The following is a 17,682-nucleotide window of genomic DNA, read 5'->3' as shown; positions in this document are numbered from 1 at the left end:
AATTTATTTCAGGGTCTTAATAGCAAGGAGGTTTAGCAGGAAAGATGCTGAAATAAATTCAGCATGACGAGCTGGTCAAACACGTCGCAAAAAACTTCCGCCTTTTAACCTTCCACCTTTTCCAACATTTCCCTCACATCAGTTATTACTCCAGCAACGGCAGCAGCTGCGGCAGTTAACGGACTAGCCAATAACGTTCTAGCATTTTGCCCTTGCCTACCTTCAAAATTTCTATTTGATGTTGATACACAATATTTACCTGCTGGAATTTTATCCTCATTCATTCCTAAACAAGCGCTACAACCTGGCTCACGTAACTGGAAGCCTGCATTCTCAAAAATTTTATCTAAACCTTCATTTTTGGCCTGTTGTTCTACTTGTTTCGAACCTGGCACAATCCAAACCGTTACATTATCCGCCTTGCGTTTATCCTTTACAAAATCAGCCACTTCACGTAAATCCTCAATACGAGAGTTGGTACAACTTCCAATGAACACGTAATCAACAGGTTTGCCTATTAAAGAGGCATCGTCATCAAAACCCATATAGTCCAATGCTTTTTGATAAGAAAGTTTTTCCTTTTCTGGTTGCGCATGAGTTGCCGGAATATTTTCTTGAATGCCCATTCCCATTCCTGGGTTGGTTCCATAAGTAATCATTGGTGCAATAGCTGCGGCATCGAAAGTTAAAACACTATCAAACTTCGCATCAGCATCACTGTACAAAGTTTTCCAATATGCTAAAGCTTTATCCCATTCTTCGCCTTTTGGTGCAAATTCCCTGCCTTTAATGTAGTCGAATGTAGTCTGGTCTGGCGCAATTAAGCCACCTCTCGCACCCATTTCTATACTCATGTTGCAAATCGTCATACGAGCTTCCATACTTAAAGCCTCAATAGCCGAACCTGCATATTCAATAAAATATCCTGTTCCCCCAGCGGCAGAAATCTGCGAGATAATGTAAAGAATAATATCTTTTGCGCCAACACCTTTGCCCAACTCGCCATTTACTTCAATCTTCATGGTTTTGGGCTTCGATTGCAATAAACATTGTGTTGCGAAAACCTGCTCAACTTGTGATGTTCCGATACCGAAAGCAATAGCCCCGAAAGCACCATGCGTAGAAGTGTGACTATCGCCACAGACCATCGTTTTTCCTGGTAAGGTAATGCCCAATTCTGGGCCAATTACATGTACAATTCCTTGAAATGGGTGACCCAACCCATAAAGCTCGATGCCAAATTCAGCACAGTTTTTAGTAAGCATATCTACTTGATAGCGAGATAGCTCCTCTTTAATAGGTTGCAACTGGTTTAAAGTTGGTACGTTATGGTCGGCAGTTGCCACTGTTTGCTGCGGACGAAACACTGGTAAACCTCTTTTTCGCAAGCCATCAAAAGCTTGCGGAGAGGTTACCTCATGTATCAAGTGTGTATCAATATATAAAATATCAGGAAATCCTTCTTCGCTTTTTACAACGTGTGCATCCCAAATTTTTTCTACTAATGTCCTCACCCCAGCCCTCTCCACAGGAGAGGGGGCTGAATGACCTTCTGTTGATTGTGGTAACATTTTCTGTTAATTTTTCGTTTTCTATTTTTAAAAGCCCTCTCTGGGGGTTTGGGGATTAAGCAGTTTTAATCGCCTTCATCGCAGTCATCGCTTTGCGCAAAACTGCCCCAATTTGCTCCACCTCATGTGTGCGGATAGCCTCGTTTACCTCAATTAATTTTCTGTTATCAACTGCACCATCTTTACCTTCATTAAAGTTTTTACCCACTAAATCGGTATCTACTTTTTTCATGAAATCTGCCAATAAAGGTTTACAAGCTTGGTCAAATAAGTAGCAACCATACTCTGCAGTATCAGAAATTACACGGTTCATTTCGAACAACTTTTTACGTGCAATGGTATTAGCAATTAATGGTGTTTCATGCAAACTTTCATAGTAGGCACTTTCTGGTTTAATACCAGCTTGTACCATAGTTTCGAAAGCCAATTCTACACCTGCACGTACAAAAGCAACCATTAAAGTGTAGTTGTCAAAATATTCTTGTTCGCCAATTTTCACATCTCCAGCAGGCGTTTTTTCAAAAGCAGTTTCACCAGTTTCAGCTCTCCACTTCAACAAATTTTTATCGCCATTCGCCCAATCTTCCATCATTGTGCTACTAAATTCACCACTCATAATGTCATCTTGGTGTTTTTGGAACAACGGACGCATAATGTCTTTCAATTCTTCAGAAATTTCGAAAGCTTTAATTTTTGCTACATTGCTTAAACGGTCCATCATTGCGGTAATACCACCTTGTTTTAAGGCTTCGGTAATTACCTCTACACCATATTGAACCAGTTTAGATGCGTAACCCGCATCAATTCCTTTTTCTATCATTTTATCGAAAGATAGGATAGAACCTGTTTGCAACAAACCACAAAGAATGGTTTGCTCACCCATTAAATCAGATTTAACCTCAGCTACGAAAGATGATTTTAAAACACCAGCTCTGTGGCCACCAGTACCTACGCAATATGCCTTAGCTTGTGCTAAGCCTTTGCCTTGTGGGTCATTTTCTGGATGCACAGCAATTAAAGTTGGTACACCAAAACCACGTACATATTCTGCCCTAACTTCACTACCAGGGCATTTTGGAGCCACCATAATCACAGTTAAATCCTTCCGAATTTGCATGCCTTCTTCTACGATATTGAAACCATGAGAATACAATAAAGTAGCGCCTTCTTTCATCAAAGGCATAATTGCATTTACTACAGCAGTGTGTTGTTTATCTGGTGTAAGGTTAATTACCACATCAGCCGAAGGGATTAATTCTTCATAAGTACCAACTGTGAAGTTGTTTTCTGTTGCATTTTTCCAACTATCTCTTTTACCTTCAATCGCTGCTTCACGCAAGGTATAGCTCACATCTAAACCACTATCTCTTAGGTTTAAACCTTGATTTAAGCCTTGTGCACCGCAACCTACAATTACAAGTTTTTTGCCTTTTAGTGCACTTACGCCATCTAGAAATTCGTTGCTATCCATGAAATCGCAAACACCAAGTTGATTTAATTTTTCTCTAAGAGGTAATGTGTTGAAATAATTTGACATCGTTTTTATTTTATATTGGTTGATTTAAGTTTAATCGTTATTGCGAGGCACGAAGCAATCTCCTTGCTGTTTTCGCTTTGTTTTATTTTTATTGTTTGGTTTTTTTAATTGCCATGGTTCGTGTCATCACGAACCATTTTTTGTATTTTTATTTGTTCTGTTCTCTTTTTCAGAAAATGAATGTAAGTAGTTCTTGGCTTATTCAGTCCTGCTATCCGTTTCAAATTTTTGTCCTTCAACAAGCTCAGATGACAATAATTTTTCACTGCTATCAGGTTTAAATAACTTGGGTTTGTAGTTCTTGGAAAAATCTTCCCCCAAACCACCTCCAAAGCCAACACCCCTCAAAGTTTCAGAGCAGTATTCTAAAACCATCCGCCTTCTACCTTCCAGCCCTCCACCTTACATGGTAAAAATCTTATCTCCTTTTTCTAAGAATTCATTTTCTACTAATTCTTCTCCCGGTTCAAAAGCTTCAAACTCTTTCAGTTTTTCATGGAAACTTGCGCTATCCTTAATAATAGCAACCCTTGCCGAACGCACAAATTCTATAAGTTCATAAGGCTCCAAAGCTTTCACCAAAGCATCTGTTTCTTCCCTATGGCCTGTTACAGCAAAAACAGTGTAATCTTTACGAATTACCACTGCACTTGCACCATATTGTCTCAGTAAGCGTTCAACTGTTACTTTTTCCGTGATCTCTTCGGTTGGTACTTTATAAAGCGCCAATTCTTGCCAAATAATTTCATCGTTAGTGTTAAAATACACCTTCAACACTTCAACCTGTTTTTCAATCTGGCGAGCTAACTTGCGAACCACCTCATAACTTTCAGTAATTACAATATTGAAACGGTGTATACCTTCAATTTCAGAAGGAGAAGTATTTAAACTTTCGATATTAATCTTCCTTTTAGAGAAAATGATGGCAATACGGTTAAGCAAACCAATGCGGTTTTCGGCATAAACAATAATGTTATATTCTTGCTTACCCTCGTAATCAGCTTTTGCCGGCTGGTATTTTATAGTATCTTCAGTACTCATAATAAATTATTTTACTCCCCTTTAGGGGTTAGGGGTTTATTTCAATCTAATTTCGCTAACGCTGCATCCTTGTGGTACCATTGGGAAAACGTTATTTTCTCTCCCCACCATTACTTCAAGTAAATAAGATCCTTCGTGATTTATCATCGTTTCTAATGCTTGTCTTAAGTTAGCTCTCTCCTCCACTTTATCTGCTTCGATATAATAAGCTTTTGCTAAAGCCACAAAATCAGGGCTGGTAATGTTCACAAAAGAGTAGCGTTTATCATGAAACAATTGTTGCCATTGGCGAACCATGCCTAAGAAACGATTATTTAAAATCAGGATTTTTACGGCTGCACCAAATTGCATAATCGTACCCAATTCTTGTGGTGTCATCTGGAAACCTCCATCGCCAATAATTGCGATAACCGTTTTGCTTGGTGCACCATATTTAGCACCAATTGCTGCTGGCAAACCAAATCCCATGGTGCCCAAACCACCAGAAGTAATGTTACTACGGGAGTTGTTAAATTTTGCATAACGGCAAGCCACCATTTGGTGCTGACCAACATCTGTAACAATTACTGCATCGCCGCCACAAATTTCGTTGATATTGCGCAAAACTTCGCCCATCGTCATATCATCTCCGGTAGGGTATAATTCTGGAGTAATTACTTGGTCTATCTCTTGTTGGTTATAATCTCTAAATTTAGCTAACCAATCTTCATGTTTATTTTCGTTAACCAAATTGGTTAGTAGCGGTAAAGTTTCTTTGCAATCGCCCCAAACACCAATTTCAGCCTTAACATTTTTATCAATTTCAGCCGGATCAATATCTAAATGAATAACTTTCGCTTGCTTTGCGTATTTATCTAAACGGCCAGTCACACGGTCATCAAAGCGCATGCCGATAGCAATTAAAACATCACATTCGTTGGTCAAAACGTTTGGTCCGTAGTTGCCATGCATCCCCAACATACCTACATTTAATGGGTGTGAAGTCGGAATTGCACCTTCGCCCATAATAGTCCATGCAGCAGGAATACCACTTTTCTCAATAAATGCTTTGAATTCTGCTTCTGCACTACCTAAAATTACACCCTGTCCAAATAACACAAATGGTTTTTTAGCCTGGTTGATTAATGTTGCAGCTTGTTCAATATATTCAATCCTTACTTTTGGTTTTGGGCGATAAGAGCGGATGTGGTTACATTTAATATATTCAGGAAATTCATCAACCTGTAATTGAGCGTTTTTTGTAATGTCAATTAATACTGGGCCTGGCCTGCCGCTTTTAGCAATGTAAAATGCTTTCGCCAAAACCTCTGGTATTTCCTTTGCATCGGTAACCTGATAATTCCATTTGGTAACAGGTGTAGTAATATTAATTACATCTGTTTCTTGAAAAGCATCAGTTCCTAATAAATGTGCGAAAACCTGCCCTGTGATACAAACTAGGGGAGTACTGTCAATCTGTGCATCGGCCAAACCAGTCACTAAATTGGTAGCTCCTGGTCCGCTGGTTGCGAAACAAACACCAACTTTGCCGCTTGTACGGGCAAAACCTTGTGCAGCATGTATACCACCTTGTTCATGACGAACTAAAATATGCTCCAATTTATCTGCGTAATCGTATAGTGCATCGTAAATAGGCATAATTGCTCCACCAGGATAACCGAAAATGGTGGTTACTCCTTCTTCAATTAATCCATTTAAAAGAACTTGTGACCCCGTCCCTTTAAATAATTTTTTTGAGGTTTCTGCTTTTGCCTCCATCTGTATTATATCTTGTGCAGTTTCCATAATTATATTTTTGTGGTTCTGTTATTCTTTTATTTTAAACCCAATCCGTTCTCTGTCTTTCCATTTCAATTGTGCAATTTTCTCATCTAAAAGATTGTCCATTGCATCATATAATTCATTCAGTTGAACATCATGTTCTCCAAGCCGCTCTTTAATTTCCAGAAGCTGCTCATTTAAGTTACTTTGTTTGAGTAAGATTTTTCTTACATCAACAAAAGCCCTCATTATGGCAATATTCATATTAATTGCCTTTTCACTTCTCAAAACTCCACTAAGCATAGCTACACCTTGCTCAGTAAAAGCGAAGGGCGTGATGCTTGTATTTCTTTTATTTTGGCTGGTCATGACAATTTGTGATGACATGCCAGGTGTTTCTTGGCATGCGGTCACAATTTGTGACCGCATACTTTCCCATTCATTTATAGAAAGCCTGAACATAAAATCATCTGGAAAACGATCTAAATTTCGTTTTACAGCTTGATTTAAAACCTTTGTTTCAACTTCATAAAGTGATGCCAAATCGAAATCTAACATTACTCTTTCACCCCGAATTTCATAAATTCTACTCTGAATACTGTTGATGATTTGCATCGTAATTCATTTAACATATAATTTTTGTCGGGATGACTATCGCCATGGTTCGTATCTCCACGAACCATATTTAGTATTTAATATTCATCAGTTACACAGCCACTTGCTGCATCTGAAACTGTTTTAGCATATTTATATAAAACTCCTTTGGTCACTTTAAGCGCTGGCTGTACATAATTTTTTCTTCGCTCAGCAATCACTTCCTCACTAACTTTTAAGTTGATGGTGTTATTTACCGCATCAATCTCAATCAAGTCATCATCTTGAACTAAACCAATTAAACCGCCTTTATAAGCTTCTGGTGTAATGTGACCAACCACAAAACCATGCGTGCCACCAGAAAAACGACCATCAGTAATTAGTGCGATCGATTTACCTAAACCAGCACCAATAATTAACGATGTTGGTTTTAACATTTCTGGCATACCTGGAGCACCAACTGGGCCTTCGTTTTTAATTACTACTACATCGCCTGGTTTAATTCTTCCAGACGAAATACCTGCAACTAAATCTTTTTCGCCATCAAATACACGTGCCGGTCCTTCAAATTTCTCACCTTCTTTTCCGCTGATTTTTGCAACAGAACCCTTCTCAGCTAAATTTCCGTAAAGAATTTGCAAGTGCCCTGTTGTTTTCAAAGGGTCGCTTAATTTGTGAATGATTTTCTGATCATAATCCATTATAGATTTTACATCAGCTAAGTTTTCTGCTACTGTTCTACCTGTAACGGTTAAACAATCTCCATGTAATAAACCTTCATCCAATAAATATTTCATTACCCCTGGTATGCCGCCATACTGATGTAAATCTTGCATTAAGTATTTCCCACTAGGCTTAAAATCAGCTAAAACTGGAGTTACATCACTCATGCGTTGGAAATCATCTTGTGTAATTTCTACGCCAATGGCTTTGCCCATGGCAATAAAGTGTAATACAGCGTTGGTGCTACCACCTAAAATAATGATTGAGCGAATTGCATTTTCAAATGCTTTCCTCGTCATAATATCTGATGGTTTGATATCTTTTTCTAATAAGATTTTGATGTACTTACCAGCATCTAAGCATTCTTGTTTTTTCTCTGCACTAATTGCTGGGTTCGATGAAGAATAAGGCAAACTCATCCCCAAAGCCTCAATTGCAGATGCCATCGTATTTGCAGTGTACATTCCACCGCAAGCTCCAGCACCCGGACAAGTATGTTTTATGATACCCTGATAATCATCTTCTGATAAATTACCACATATTTTTTGGCCTAGAGCCTCAAATGCTGAAACAATATTTAATTCTTCTCCTTTGTAATGTCCCGGTGCAATTGTTCCACCATAAACCATAATTGATGGACGATCTAAACGAGCCATTGCCATAATTGCGCCTGGCATATTTTTATCGCAACCTGGTATCGAGATAATGCCATCATAATATTGCCCACCGCAAATGGTTTCAATACTATCTGCAATTACATCTCTACTAACTAAAGAAAAACGCATGCCATCCGTTCCGTTGCTCATGCCATCGCTAACACCAATGGTATTAAAAACCAAGCCTACCAAATCATTTTTCCAAACCCCAGCTTTAACATCCTTTGCTAAATCATTAAGGTGCATATTGCAGGTATTGCCATCATAACCCATGCTTGCGATGCCTACTTGCGCTTTTGCCATATCGGCATCGGTTAAACCAATTCCGTAAAGCATTGCTTGAGCTGCTGGTTGTGTTGGATCTTGTGTAAATGTTTTACTGTATTTATTGATTTCGTTCATTGTTTGGTTCATTAGTTCATTAGTTCAATCGTTCACTGGTCTTGATACTCGCTAGATGTTACTTTTTATCTCAAATCTCATATCTAACTTCTAAAATCTCTTAGATAATCACTTCATAATTCACTTTTTCTAGTACTAGGTTCTTATAAGCTCTTTGCATTACGTAGCCAATGCTATCGCTCCACCTTTGTCTGTAAACAGTATCATCAATGGTATGTATACCAATTACTTCTGCTGCTGTACCGCAGAAGAAAGCGCTATCTGCATTTTTTAGTTCTTCTACACTGATTTGTTTTTCAATCACTTCAATATCTAGCATTTTGCAAAGCTCAATAACTGTTGCCCGTGTAATACCTGCTAAAATATTTCCTAATGATGGGGTATATAGTTTGCCACCTTTTTCTATGAAAATGTTTGCTCCAGATCCTTCAGCAACATTTTCATTCATATCCAAAAGCAAAGCTTCATCGAAACCTCTTTTTTTGGCGTCTGTGGTAGCTAAAATCGAGTTTACGTAATGTCCGCTTATTTTTGCTTCAACAAAAGTTGATTTAGGATTTGGGCGTTGGAAAGGAGAAACGCAAACTTTTAATTGCTTGTCTCCTAAATAAGCTCCCCATTCCCAAGCACATATCATAATGTTTACTTTTTCTGGTGCAATTAAAGTCATTTGAGGCTCGCTGTAAACAATAGGGCGGATATACGCATCTTTCAAATTGTTTTTTTCTAGCAAGCGATAAGTTTTTTTAATCAAATCTTTATTGTCCCATAGATAAGGTATACCTACTAATTCGCAAGATTTTTTTAAGCGTTCGAAATGCTCCTTTATTTTAAAAACACGAGTTGCATTATGTGTTTTGTAAGCTCTAATACCTTCAAACGCAGCTAAACCGTAATGTAGCGATTGTCCGTACAAATCCGTTTTTGCTTCGGCAGCTTTTACAAAAGCTCCATTTAAATAAATTACCGTGTTTGAGTTGTAGTATTGCATTTCAATTTTGATATTTAAAAAAAGCGTCCCGTTTGTATTCGGGACGCTTTAGGTAGGTTGAGTATTAATTCATTTTATAGCGACCCTTGCTGCTTACGAAGTAGCAGAATAATGTTAGCAATAAGAATGACTAACAAAGTGGGTTCGAAAACCACTCTATTTGTGCTACTTAAACTAAAATTATTTGGGTTGTACATTGTCTTTGTTTTATAAAAACCAATTTAGTTTTTAGTTCAGAAACAAGCAAGGGATATGAAAAAATAAATGAAAAAATATTATATTCTGATATTTTGTATTAATCAAAATATAATATCGAATAATAGGTTAATTACAGAGTAATACCTTACAAGGTGTAGACTAAATGCAGAAACGGTATTCGGTCTATTTATTATGCTTGCATTGCAAATTGTCATTTTTCTGCTTAAAATTTCATGTTCGCTTCAAAAACTGATGAATCTTATGACAATTGGAAGCGCAAATTTCTGCTATAATTATCGTTAGTCCTGCCATTCACTTTATCCCGATGAAAAATCGGGATGCTCGTTACTGTCAGGGCTAAATAATTTAAGACGGTGCAAGAAGAACTAAAATAGCAGCACAAAGCTTTTAATATAAACATGATTGAACCGACAGCCCCGAGTTTTTCACGAGGGCTAAAGGGAAAAGCAGGACTAACTTTAAAATGAAATGCTGTTTTTGCTTTTCAGAAAATCATAACCATACAACTCATATAAGAAAATACAAGGTCGAGCTCCAATGAACTTAAGGTGGTTTAAAACTATAACCTCACCCTATTAAAGTTGATGGTTAAACGCAGTTTCTCTGTTTCCCTCTCCTTAAGGAGAGGGCCTGAAGAGGCAGTAGGCAAAGCACAATCGTTCAAAGGGTGAGGTAAAAAAAAAGCCTTTCCGAAATTAATCGAAAAGGCTTTAATGTTATTTTGTAATTAACTTAAGCTACAACAGCTTCTGCTAGTACAATTATTTTATTGTCCAGAACTTCAACTACGCCACCTTTAATGTTAAAAGTTTCTTCGCCGGTGCTTGCTTTAATAATTACCGGACCATCTTCTAAAGTAGAGATAATAGGAGCGTGGTCTTTCAAAATCTGAAAAGAACCTAAAGTTCCTGGAACGGTAACCGCAGTTACATCGCCTTCGAAAACTTTTTTATCTGGAGTTAATATTTCTAAAGTCATTCTTGTTAGATTTGAGTAGCAAGTAGTTAGTATCAAGTATCAAGATGTATTGTTGTCTTGATACTCGATACTCAAATCTTGATACTAGTTAGATTCTGCCAATAATTTTTTACCTTTTTCGATAGCCTCATCAATGCTACCAACTAAGTTAAATGCGGCTTCTGGATATTCGTCAACTTCACCATCCATGATCATGTTAAATCCTTTGATGGTGTCTTTAATATCAACCAACACACCTTTTAAGCCTGTAAATTGCTCAGCTACGTGGAAAGGTTGAGATAAGAAACGTTGTACACGACGAGCTCTAGATACTACCAATTTATCTTCCTCAGATAATTCGTCCATACCTAAAATCGCGATGATATCTTGTAATTCTTTATAACGTTGTAAAGTTTCTTTAACACGTTGAGCAGTGTTGTAATGCTCATCGCCTAAAACTGCTGGGTTTAAGATACGAGAAGTAGAATCTAGAGGATCCACCGCTGGATAAATACCTAGCTCGGCAATTTTACGTGAAAGTACTGTAGTTGCATCTAAGTGGGCGAAAGTTGTAGCCGGTGCAGGGTCAGTTAAATCATCTGCAGGTACATATACTGCCTGTACAGAAGTAATTGAACCACGTTTTGTTGAAGTAATACGCTCTTGCATTAAACCCATCTCAGTTGCCAATGTTGGTTGGTAACCTACAGCAGATGGCATACGACCTAATAGCGCCGATACCTCAGAACCTGCCTGAGTAAAACGGAAGATGTTATCAACGAAGAAAAGGATATCCTTTCCAGCGCCTTCGCCATCACCATCACGGAAATATTCTGCAACTGTTAATCCTGATAATGCTACACGTGCACGTGCGCCAGGAGGCTCGTTCATTTGACCGAATACCAATGTTGCTTTAGATTCTTTTAATTTTTCAGTATCAACTGATTTCAAATCCCATCCACCTTTTTCCATTGAGTGTAAGAATTCATCACCATAGTTAATAACGCCTGATTCGATAAACTCACGTAGTAAATCGTTACCCTCACGAGTACGCTCACCCACACCTGCGAATACTGATAAACCAGCATAAGCTTTAGCGATGTTGTTTACTAACTCCATGATCAATACCGTTTTACCTACACCAGCACCACCGAACAAACCGATTTTACCACCTTTTGCATATGGTTCTAACAAATCGATTACTTTGATCCCTGTAAAAAGTACTTCAGTTTCTGTAGATAAATCTTCGAAACGAGGAGGAGCATTGTGAATAGGGCGACCACCAGTTTTATCAACTGCTGTGATACCATCAATGGCATCACCAACTACGTTAAATAAACGACCTTTAATTTGATCTCCAACAGGCATTTTAATAGGTGCACCAGTATCTAATGCAGCCATACCACGTACCAAACCATCAGTAGAGTCCATCGAGATGGCACGTACACGGTCTTCACCAAGGTGTTGTTGAACTTCAAGAACGATCTTTTGTCCGTTTTCTTTAGTAATCTCTAGAGCAGAGAAAATTTTAGGTAAATGGGCATCGTTAGCAAAACTTACGTCAACTACCGGTCCTATGATCTGCGCTATTTTTCCAATGTTAGGCATATATTGTTTTTGATAAAATTATAAAAATCAAAATGTTAAAGGCGCTTTTAAACGCTTGTATTTCGGTCTGCAAAGCTAAGAGTTTTCTGTTAAAATTTTATATATAAATTAAAAGTTTTTCCACAGTTTTTTTATTGATAATTTAGCGACTATGAAAACAGTATTAGTAACAGGCAGCAATGGGCTTTTAGGGCAGAAATTAACGGAGAAAATTTTAAAGGAAGGCGGCGTTAATTTAGTAGCCACATCTGTGGGAGCAAACCGTTATCCGGTTAAAGAAGGTTATCGGTATGCTTCTATGGATATCTTAAATCCTGATGAAGTTAAAACTGTAGTAGAGCAATACCAACCCGATGCTATTATACATACTGCGGCTATGACCAATGTAGATACCTGCGAAGAACAAAAAGAATTGGCTTATGCGCTAAATGTTACCGCTGTAGCTACTTTGGTTTCAATATGCGAAGAGCATCATATCCAATTGGTACATTTATCAACCGATTTTATTTTTGACGGAGAAGATGGCCCTTACGATGAACTAGCAGCACCAAATCCTTTAAGTTATTATGGCGAAACCAAATTGAAAGCCGAAGAGTTACTTAAAAACTCTAAGGCTAAATGGGCAATATTACGTACCATAATCGTATACGGTATAGTTAGCGATATGAGCAGGAGCAATATTGTGCTTTGGGCTAAAGGAGCATTAGAAAAAGGCAATCCTTTAAATATAGTAAACGATCAATGGCGCATGCCAACCTTGGCCGAAGATTTGGCTGATATTTGTTTATTAGCAGTTGAGCATGATGCACAAGGTGTTTTTAATGCATCTGGTAAAGATTTAATGAGTATTTCTGAACTGGTGGCCAAAGTTGCTGATTATTGGAAATTAGACAAAAGTTTAATTAACGAAATAAGTGCAGCAACTTTAAATCAAGCAGCAAAACGACCAAAAAAAACTGGTTTTATTTTAGACAAATCAATGACTGAATTAAACTATCATCCGCATAGCTTTGAAGAAGGATTAGCGATAGTTGATCAACAGATGAAATTGGTAGAGTCGAGAAGGAGGTAAGTTGGTAAATTTTAGATATCAGCTAACCATCTAACAAGCTAATCAATTTCAAAACTTTACAACATTCCAACATCATAACTTTACAACATTTAAAAATATGAGTTTACAAGTAGGCGATAAAGCCCCAGATTTTAAATTAAAAAGTACCGAACTTAAAGAAGTATCATTAGCCGATTTTACCGGAAAAAAAGTTGTTTTACACTTTTTCCCCTTGGCATTTACAGGTGTTTGTACCACACAACTTTGCACCATGAGAGATAGCTTTGGCTATTATGATGGCTTAAATGCACAAGTTTTGGGTGTGTCTGTAGATTCACCGTTTGCTTTGGCAAAATTTAAGGAAGAACAAGCTTATCAATTTCCTTTGTTGTCTGATTTTAATAAAGAAGCAGCTGCAGCTTATGGCGCATTGTATGAAGATTTTTTAGGAATGACGGGTGTTGCCAAACGTGCTGCTTTTGTGATAGATGAAGAAGGTAAAATTATTTTTGCTGAAGTTTTAGAAAATGCAGGCGATTTGCCAGATTTTGAAAAAATAAAAGCTGTTGTTGCTTAATAAAATTGTTGATATAATTTGAAAAGCAAGGTTACTGCTACTATTTAAAGGCAATCCCGCTTTCCGTTTCAATCTTTTTGTCCTTCGCCAAGCGTAGGATTGACAAAAAGTATTTACACTCCAATCGGGTTTAGGAAACTTTATGTATTGCACAAAACTTACTTGCTAAACCCGATACAGGCGCCTGCCTGCCGCAGGCAGGGATATCGGCCATGTGGCGCTAAGGACTGCAGGAGCATGAGCCGTTAGCGGGACTAACATTTATAGTAGCATTGCAACTGATTTTCAAATTATTAGCAGCATAACAACAATCCTTTTTTAATTATTTACAATAAAAATTGCGAAATTAATTTTGAAACATTACTTTTGCAGTCCGTTAAACATACGGAATTGCATTTGTAGCTCAACTGGATAGAGCATCTCACTACGGATGAGAAGGTTTGGGGTTCGAATCCCTACAAGTGCACAAACTCTAAGAGCCTTGCTGCCCACAGGCGGTGAGGCTTTTTCACTTTAAAAGACAACCTTAATGCTGAATTTAGTTCTCTTTGGCCCTCCAGGTGCAGGCAAAGGCACCCAATCTGAAAAACTGATTAACAAATATCAGTTAGTGCATATTTCTACAGGAGATCTTTTTAGAGCACACATTAAAAATCAAACCGCTTTAGGACAAAAAGTTAGTCAATTGATTGCGGATGGTGAGTTGGTGCCTGATCAGATTACGATTGAAATGTTAGAGGAAGAAATTGATAAAAATCCAACTGCAAAAGGATTTGTTTTTGATGGTTTTCCGAGAACTATTCCTCAAGCTGTAGAGCTAGATAAGTTTTTAGCAAGTAAAGGAAGTAGCATTGCAGGTGTTATTGCCTTAGATGTTGATAAAGATGAACTGGTAAAACGTGTGGCTTTACGCCAAAAAGAAACAGGTAGATTAGATGACCAAGCAGAGAAATCTCAAAAAAGAATTGATGAGTATTTCAATAAAATCATTTTGGTTTTACCTTATTACGATGAACAAAAGAAACTAACTAAAATTAATGGTATAGGCGAGATTGAAGAGATCTTCACTAACCTTTGCACCGTTATTGATAGTTATTAAATAGTATTGAATATGCGGAGATGAGTATTGAGACTTAGTGCTTAATACTCATTTCTGTTTAAGAGCAAAACGGTTTTATATTTTAAAGCCGTAAATATAAAATCTAAAATTAATATGTCACAGGGATCAAATTTTGTAGATTACGTAAAGATATGTTGCCGATCTGGCAAGGGAGGGGCTGGTTCTGCACATTTGCACCGTGATAAATTAACTTCAACTGGTGGCCCAGATGGTGGCGATGGGGGTAGAGGTGGCCACGTGATTTTAAAGGGGAACTCACAATTTTGGACGTTGCTGCATTTAAAGTACCGTAAGCATATTATTGCAGAAGATGGTTTAAGTGGCGGAAGCAGCCAGAAAACAGGTAAAACTGGTAAAGACGAAATTTTAGAGGTGCCACTGGGTACAATAGCTCGTGATGCTGAAACTGGACATGTTTTATTCGAAATTACTGAAGATGGAGAAACTAAAATTTTAACTCCAGGTGGTAGAGGCGGATTAGGAAATTGGCATTTTAAAACACCAACTTTACAAACCCCACGTTTTGCGCAACCAGGTGAAGCTGGTAAAGAGGAGTGGATGGTTTTAGAATTGAAGGTTTTGGCAGATGTTGGTTTAGTAGGCTTTCCGAATGCTGGTAAATCAACTTTATTGTCTGTTTTGTCTGCAGCTAAACCAGAAATCGCTGATTATCCGTTTACTACTTTGGTGCCGAATTTAGGGATTGTATCTTACCGTAATGGAAAGTCATTTGTAATGGCAGATATTCCTGGAATTATTGAAGGAGCATCAAAAGGAAAAGGATTAGGATTTAGATTTTTACGTCATATAGAGCGTAATTCGGTATTGCTCTTTATGGTTCCGGCTGATACGAGTAGAACTATAAAAGATGAATACGAGATATTATTGAACGAATTGCAGGAGTATAATCCGGAGTTGATGCAAAAGCCACATTTATTGGCTATCACTAAATCTGATATGCTAGATGATGAATTGAAAGCAGAAATGAGCCAAGATTTACCAAATATTCCTTCCATTTTTATTTCGTCAGTTGCTCAGCAAGGTATTACCGAACTTAAGGATATGCTTTGGAAAGCGATTAATGAAGAAAATTAATTAATTTTCTTGGTTAGTAAAACCGAAATTCAATAGCTAGCTTACTATATTAAATTTAAAGGCTCTTCTCCTCACAAAAAACATACCTGCAGAACCAACCAGGAGCATTGCCATAGGTGTATAATCATCAATTGGGCAAGGAATGGGTGTAAAATTTACTAGTGTGCGAGTAGTACCTGAACAATTTCCTAAAACACAACACGTTCCAGATGTAGCTAGTGCTGTTGAATAAGTATATCTTGGACATGCAGTAGGAAAACCAATATTGTTGTATGTAACAGGCCCTCCATAATTTGTTGCCCCACCAATTGTACCAATTGGTGTAAAGTAAATTACTTCAGAACTAGCATTGTTATAATTCAGCGCACAACCAACATCTGCTTTTGATATGCCAATTAAAAGTGTAGTAAATAATATGGAGAGAATAAATAATTTTAGATGGCGCATTTTTGTTTAAAAATTTTGTATAAAGATATCAATTAATTTAATCAATAGTTAGTCAATAAGTTATAATTAAATGGGAGGCTCATTTCTGCATTTGTTTATATTATCAATTTCTTTTAATAGAGAGAAATTCAAATGCAAAGTTGTGAAGCAAAATAAGTGGGATGTATTTACTCAATAATCCTCTTTTTAACCTTGATTGCAGGATTGCCTTGGTAAATAGCATAAGCTTCTAAATCTTTTGTAGCTATAGAACCTACAGTTAAAACGGAATGAGAAGCTGCACTAACACCCGGGCAAACAACCGCATTTGCCCCAATCCATACACCATCTGCTAAAACAATGGGTTTTATAATAAGATCAAATTCTACCTTTTTATAATCGTGATTGCCTGTTAAAAGCATTGCTTTTTGTGAAACGCAAACATGATTACCAATAGTAACTTGTGCCAAATTTTCAATTCTACATTCGGCAAGCCAGGCGTAGTCGCCAATAATTAGTTTCCAAGGATAATGAATATAGATATTAGGTTTAATGCGAACTTCTTTGCCAATTTTAGCGCCAAATAAACGTAAGATCCAAACTAAAATAGAACTGGCTGGCATTAACCCAGAGCGAAAAAAAATCATACTGGTAAAGTACCAGCAAAAAATTTTAATGCTTGAAGCTCCTGCATCAAAATCCTTTTTATCAAAATCTTTTCTAAGCCTCGTCTGATTTTTCAATTGATGAATTTGTTTTGGGTGTAGCAATAATGCTGGTATTTTTTTTTATGTACAAATACAATAAAAGAAATATGCAGAGATAAACAATTATATTAAAAATTTCGTGATGGTAAGTGAAATTTTGTCGCTGAGATTTAAAAAAACCTAACAATACCCCTAATCCAGCAATTCTGCCAACATTTAACAAGTAAATCATAATTGTACCAATAACAAATAGTCTGATTTTTGATTTCAGCTTTGCTGGAAAAGAAATAACAAACGCAGTAAAAAAACTCATTACACCCAAACCTAAACAAGAATAATTCACCCTTAATAATGGTCCTTCAACTACCATTACATCCATTTCATTGGATATGGCATAAAAGCCAAAAAGTTTAATAATCCATACTGCAGGTGTAATTAATATAGTTCTTACTCCTTGAATATAATTGAAGTTTTGAGAGATAAATTCGTTGTAATATTTTGCCCCTTCACTAATTACACTGTTCATGAATAGGTTACCCTGACTAAATATCAGATAAAGAAAGAGCAATTTTACGACGAATAGTATAGCAGCTTTATTGGCATTTTTCTTTTGATTTAATGTTTGTTCCATTTTAGTTGAGCATAA

The 17,682-nt window shown here is 37.1% G+C and carries 17 protein-coding genes and 1 tRNA gene; 5 read left to right on the top strand and 13 right to left on the bottom strand.

Going from position 1 to position 17,682, the window contains the following annotated elements:
* Positions 1-104 precede the first annotated feature (104 nt).
* The 10 genes from leuC to atpD form a co-directional block, all read right to left on the bottom strand.
* Complete coding sequence (gene leuC, locus AC07XU_RS15085; RefSeq protein ID WP_494944470.1) at positions 105-1,571, bottom strand: 3-isopropylmalate dehydratase large subunit; 1,467 nt, start codon at positions 1,569-1,571, stop codon at positions 105-107.
* 55 nt (positions 1,572-1,626) lie between these two features.
* Positions 1,627-3,108: a ketol-acid reductoisomerase gene (gene ilvC, locus AC07XU_RS15080; RefSeq protein ID WP_494944469.1), complete on the bottom strand. Its 1,482-nt coding sequence runs from the start codon at positions 3,106-3,108 to the stop codon at positions 1,627-1,629.
* A 198-nt stretch (positions 3,109-3,306) separates the two neighbouring features.
* Positions 3,307-3,483 carry a hypothetical protein gene (locus AC07XU_RS15075; RefSeq protein ID WP_494944468.1) on the bottom strand — a complete coding sequence of 59 codons (177 nt, stop codon included), beginning with the start codon at positions 3,481-3,483 and terminating at the stop codon, positions 3,307-3,309.
* Between the two features lie 27 nt (positions 3,484-3,510).
* Positions 3,511-4,149: an acetolactate synthase small subunit gene (ilvN, locus tag AC07XU_RS15070; RefSeq protein WP_494944467.1), complete on the bottom strand. Its 639-nt coding sequence runs from the start codon at positions 4,147-4,149 to the stop codon at positions 3,511-3,513.
* 36 nt (positions 4,150-4,185) lie between these two features.
* Positions 4,186-5,934, bottom strand: coding sequence for a biosynthetic-type acetolactate synthase large subunit (ilvB, locus tag AC07XU_RS15065; protein ID WP_494944466.1), 1,749 nt, complete (start codon positions 5,932-5,934; stop codon positions 4,186-4,188).
* Positions 5,935-5,955: 21 nt separating this feature from the next.
* The gene (locus AC07XU_RS15060; RefSeq protein WP_494944465.1) at positions 5,956-6,525 is read right to left on the bottom strand and encodes an ORF6N domain-containing protein; all 570 of its coding nucleotides are present in this window, start codon (positions 6,523-6,525) and stop codon (positions 5,956-5,958) included.
* A gap of 77 nt (positions 6,526-6,602) precedes the next feature.
* The gene (ilvD, locus tag AC07XU_RS15055) at positions 6,603-8,285 is read right to left on the bottom strand and encodes a dihydroxy-acid dehydratase (protein WP_494944464.1); all 1,683 of its coding nucleotides are present in this window, start codon (positions 8,283-8,285) and stop codon (positions 6,603-6,605) included.
* A gap of 100 nt (positions 8,286-8,385) precedes the next feature.
* A complete protein-coding gene (locus tag AC07XU_RS15050) occupies positions 8,386-9,276 on the bottom strand; it encodes a branched-chain amino acid transaminase (RefSeq protein ID WP_494944463.1) in 891 nt (296 codons plus the stop codon).
* A 951-nt stretch (positions 9,277-10,227) separates the two neighbouring features.
* Positions 10,228-10,473, bottom strand: coding sequence for an ATP synthase F1 subunit epsilon (atpC, locus tag AC07XU_RS15045; protein WP_494944462.1), 246 nt, complete (start codon positions 10,471-10,473; stop codon positions 10,228-10,230).
* An 84-nt stretch (positions 10,474-10,557) separates the two neighbouring features.
* A complete protein-coding gene (gene atpD, locus AC07XU_RS15040) occupies positions 10,558-12,060 on the bottom strand; it encodes a F0F1 ATP synthase subunit beta (RefSeq protein ID WP_494944461.1) in 1,503 nt (500 codons plus the stop codon).
* A gap of 151 nt (positions 12,061-12,211) precedes the next feature.
* Between atpD and AC07XU_RS15035 the strand changes: the two genes are divergently transcribed.
* The 5 genes from AC07XU_RS15035 to obgE all read left to right on the top strand — a co-directional run bounded on the left by AC07XU_RS15035 (position 12,212) and on the right by obgE (position 15,903).
* Positions 12,212-13,132, top strand: a complete 921-nt coding sequence (locus AC07XU_RS15035) for an SDR family oxidoreductase (protein WP_494944460.1) — start codon at positions 12,212-12,214, stop codon at positions 13,130-13,132.
* Positions 13,133-13,229: 97 nt separating this feature from the next.
* The gene (locus AC07XU_RS15030; RefSeq protein ID WP_494944459.1) at positions 13,230-13,688 is read left to right on the top strand and encodes a redoxin domain-containing protein; all 459 of its coding nucleotides are present in this window, start codon (positions 13,230-13,232) and stop codon (positions 13,686-13,688) included.
* A 392-nt stretch (positions 13,689-14,080) separates the two neighbouring features.
* Positions 14,081-14,154: transfer RNA gene (locus AC07XU_RS15025), tRNA-Arg, on the top strand.
* A gap of 63 nt (positions 14,155-14,217) precedes the next feature.
* Positions 14,218-14,787, top strand: coding sequence for an adenylate kinase (locus AC07XU_RS15020; protein ID WP_494944458.1), 570 nt, complete (start codon positions 14,218-14,220; stop codon positions 14,785-14,787).
* Positions 14,788-14,901: 114 nt separating this feature from the next.
* Positions 14,902-15,903, top strand: a complete 1,002-nt coding sequence (obgE, locus tag AC07XU_RS15015) for a GTPase ObgE (protein WP_494944457.1) — start codon at positions 14,902-14,904, stop codon at positions 15,901-15,903.
* Positions 15,904-15,939: 36 nt separating this feature from the next.
* On the opposite strand, the gene AC07XU_RS15010 is transcribed toward obgE, so the two are convergent.
* The 3 genes from AC07XU_RS15010 to xrtY all read right to left on the bottom strand — a co-directional run bounded on the left by AC07XU_RS15010 (position 15,940) and on the right by xrtY (position 17,667).
* Complete coding sequence (locus AC07XU_RS15010; RefSeq protein ID WP_494944456.1) at positions 15,940-16,350, bottom strand: hypothetical protein; 411 nt, start codon at positions 16,348-16,350, stop codon at positions 15,940-15,942.
* Between the two features lie 167 nt (positions 16,351-16,517).
* Positions 16,518-17,072, bottom strand: coding sequence for a WcaF family extracellular polysaccharide biosynthesis acetyltransferase (locus AC07XU_RS15005; protein WP_494944455.1), 555 nt, complete (start codon positions 17,070-17,072; stop codon positions 16,518-16,520).
* The gene (gene xrtY / locus AC07XU_RS15000; RefSeq protein WP_494944454.1) at positions 17,050-17,667 is read right to left on the bottom strand and encodes an exosortase Y; all 618 of its coding nucleotides are present in this window, start codon (positions 17,665-17,667) and stop codon (positions 17,050-17,052) included. Before xrtY ends, AC07XU_RS15005 begins: the two co-directional genes overlap by 23 nt.
* Positions 17,668-17,682: the final 15 nt, after the last annotated feature.

This window comes from Pedobacter sp. GW456-11-11-14-TSB4 (assembly GCF_059424425.1).
This window is presented reverse-complemented; position numbering and strand designations above follow the sequence as displayed.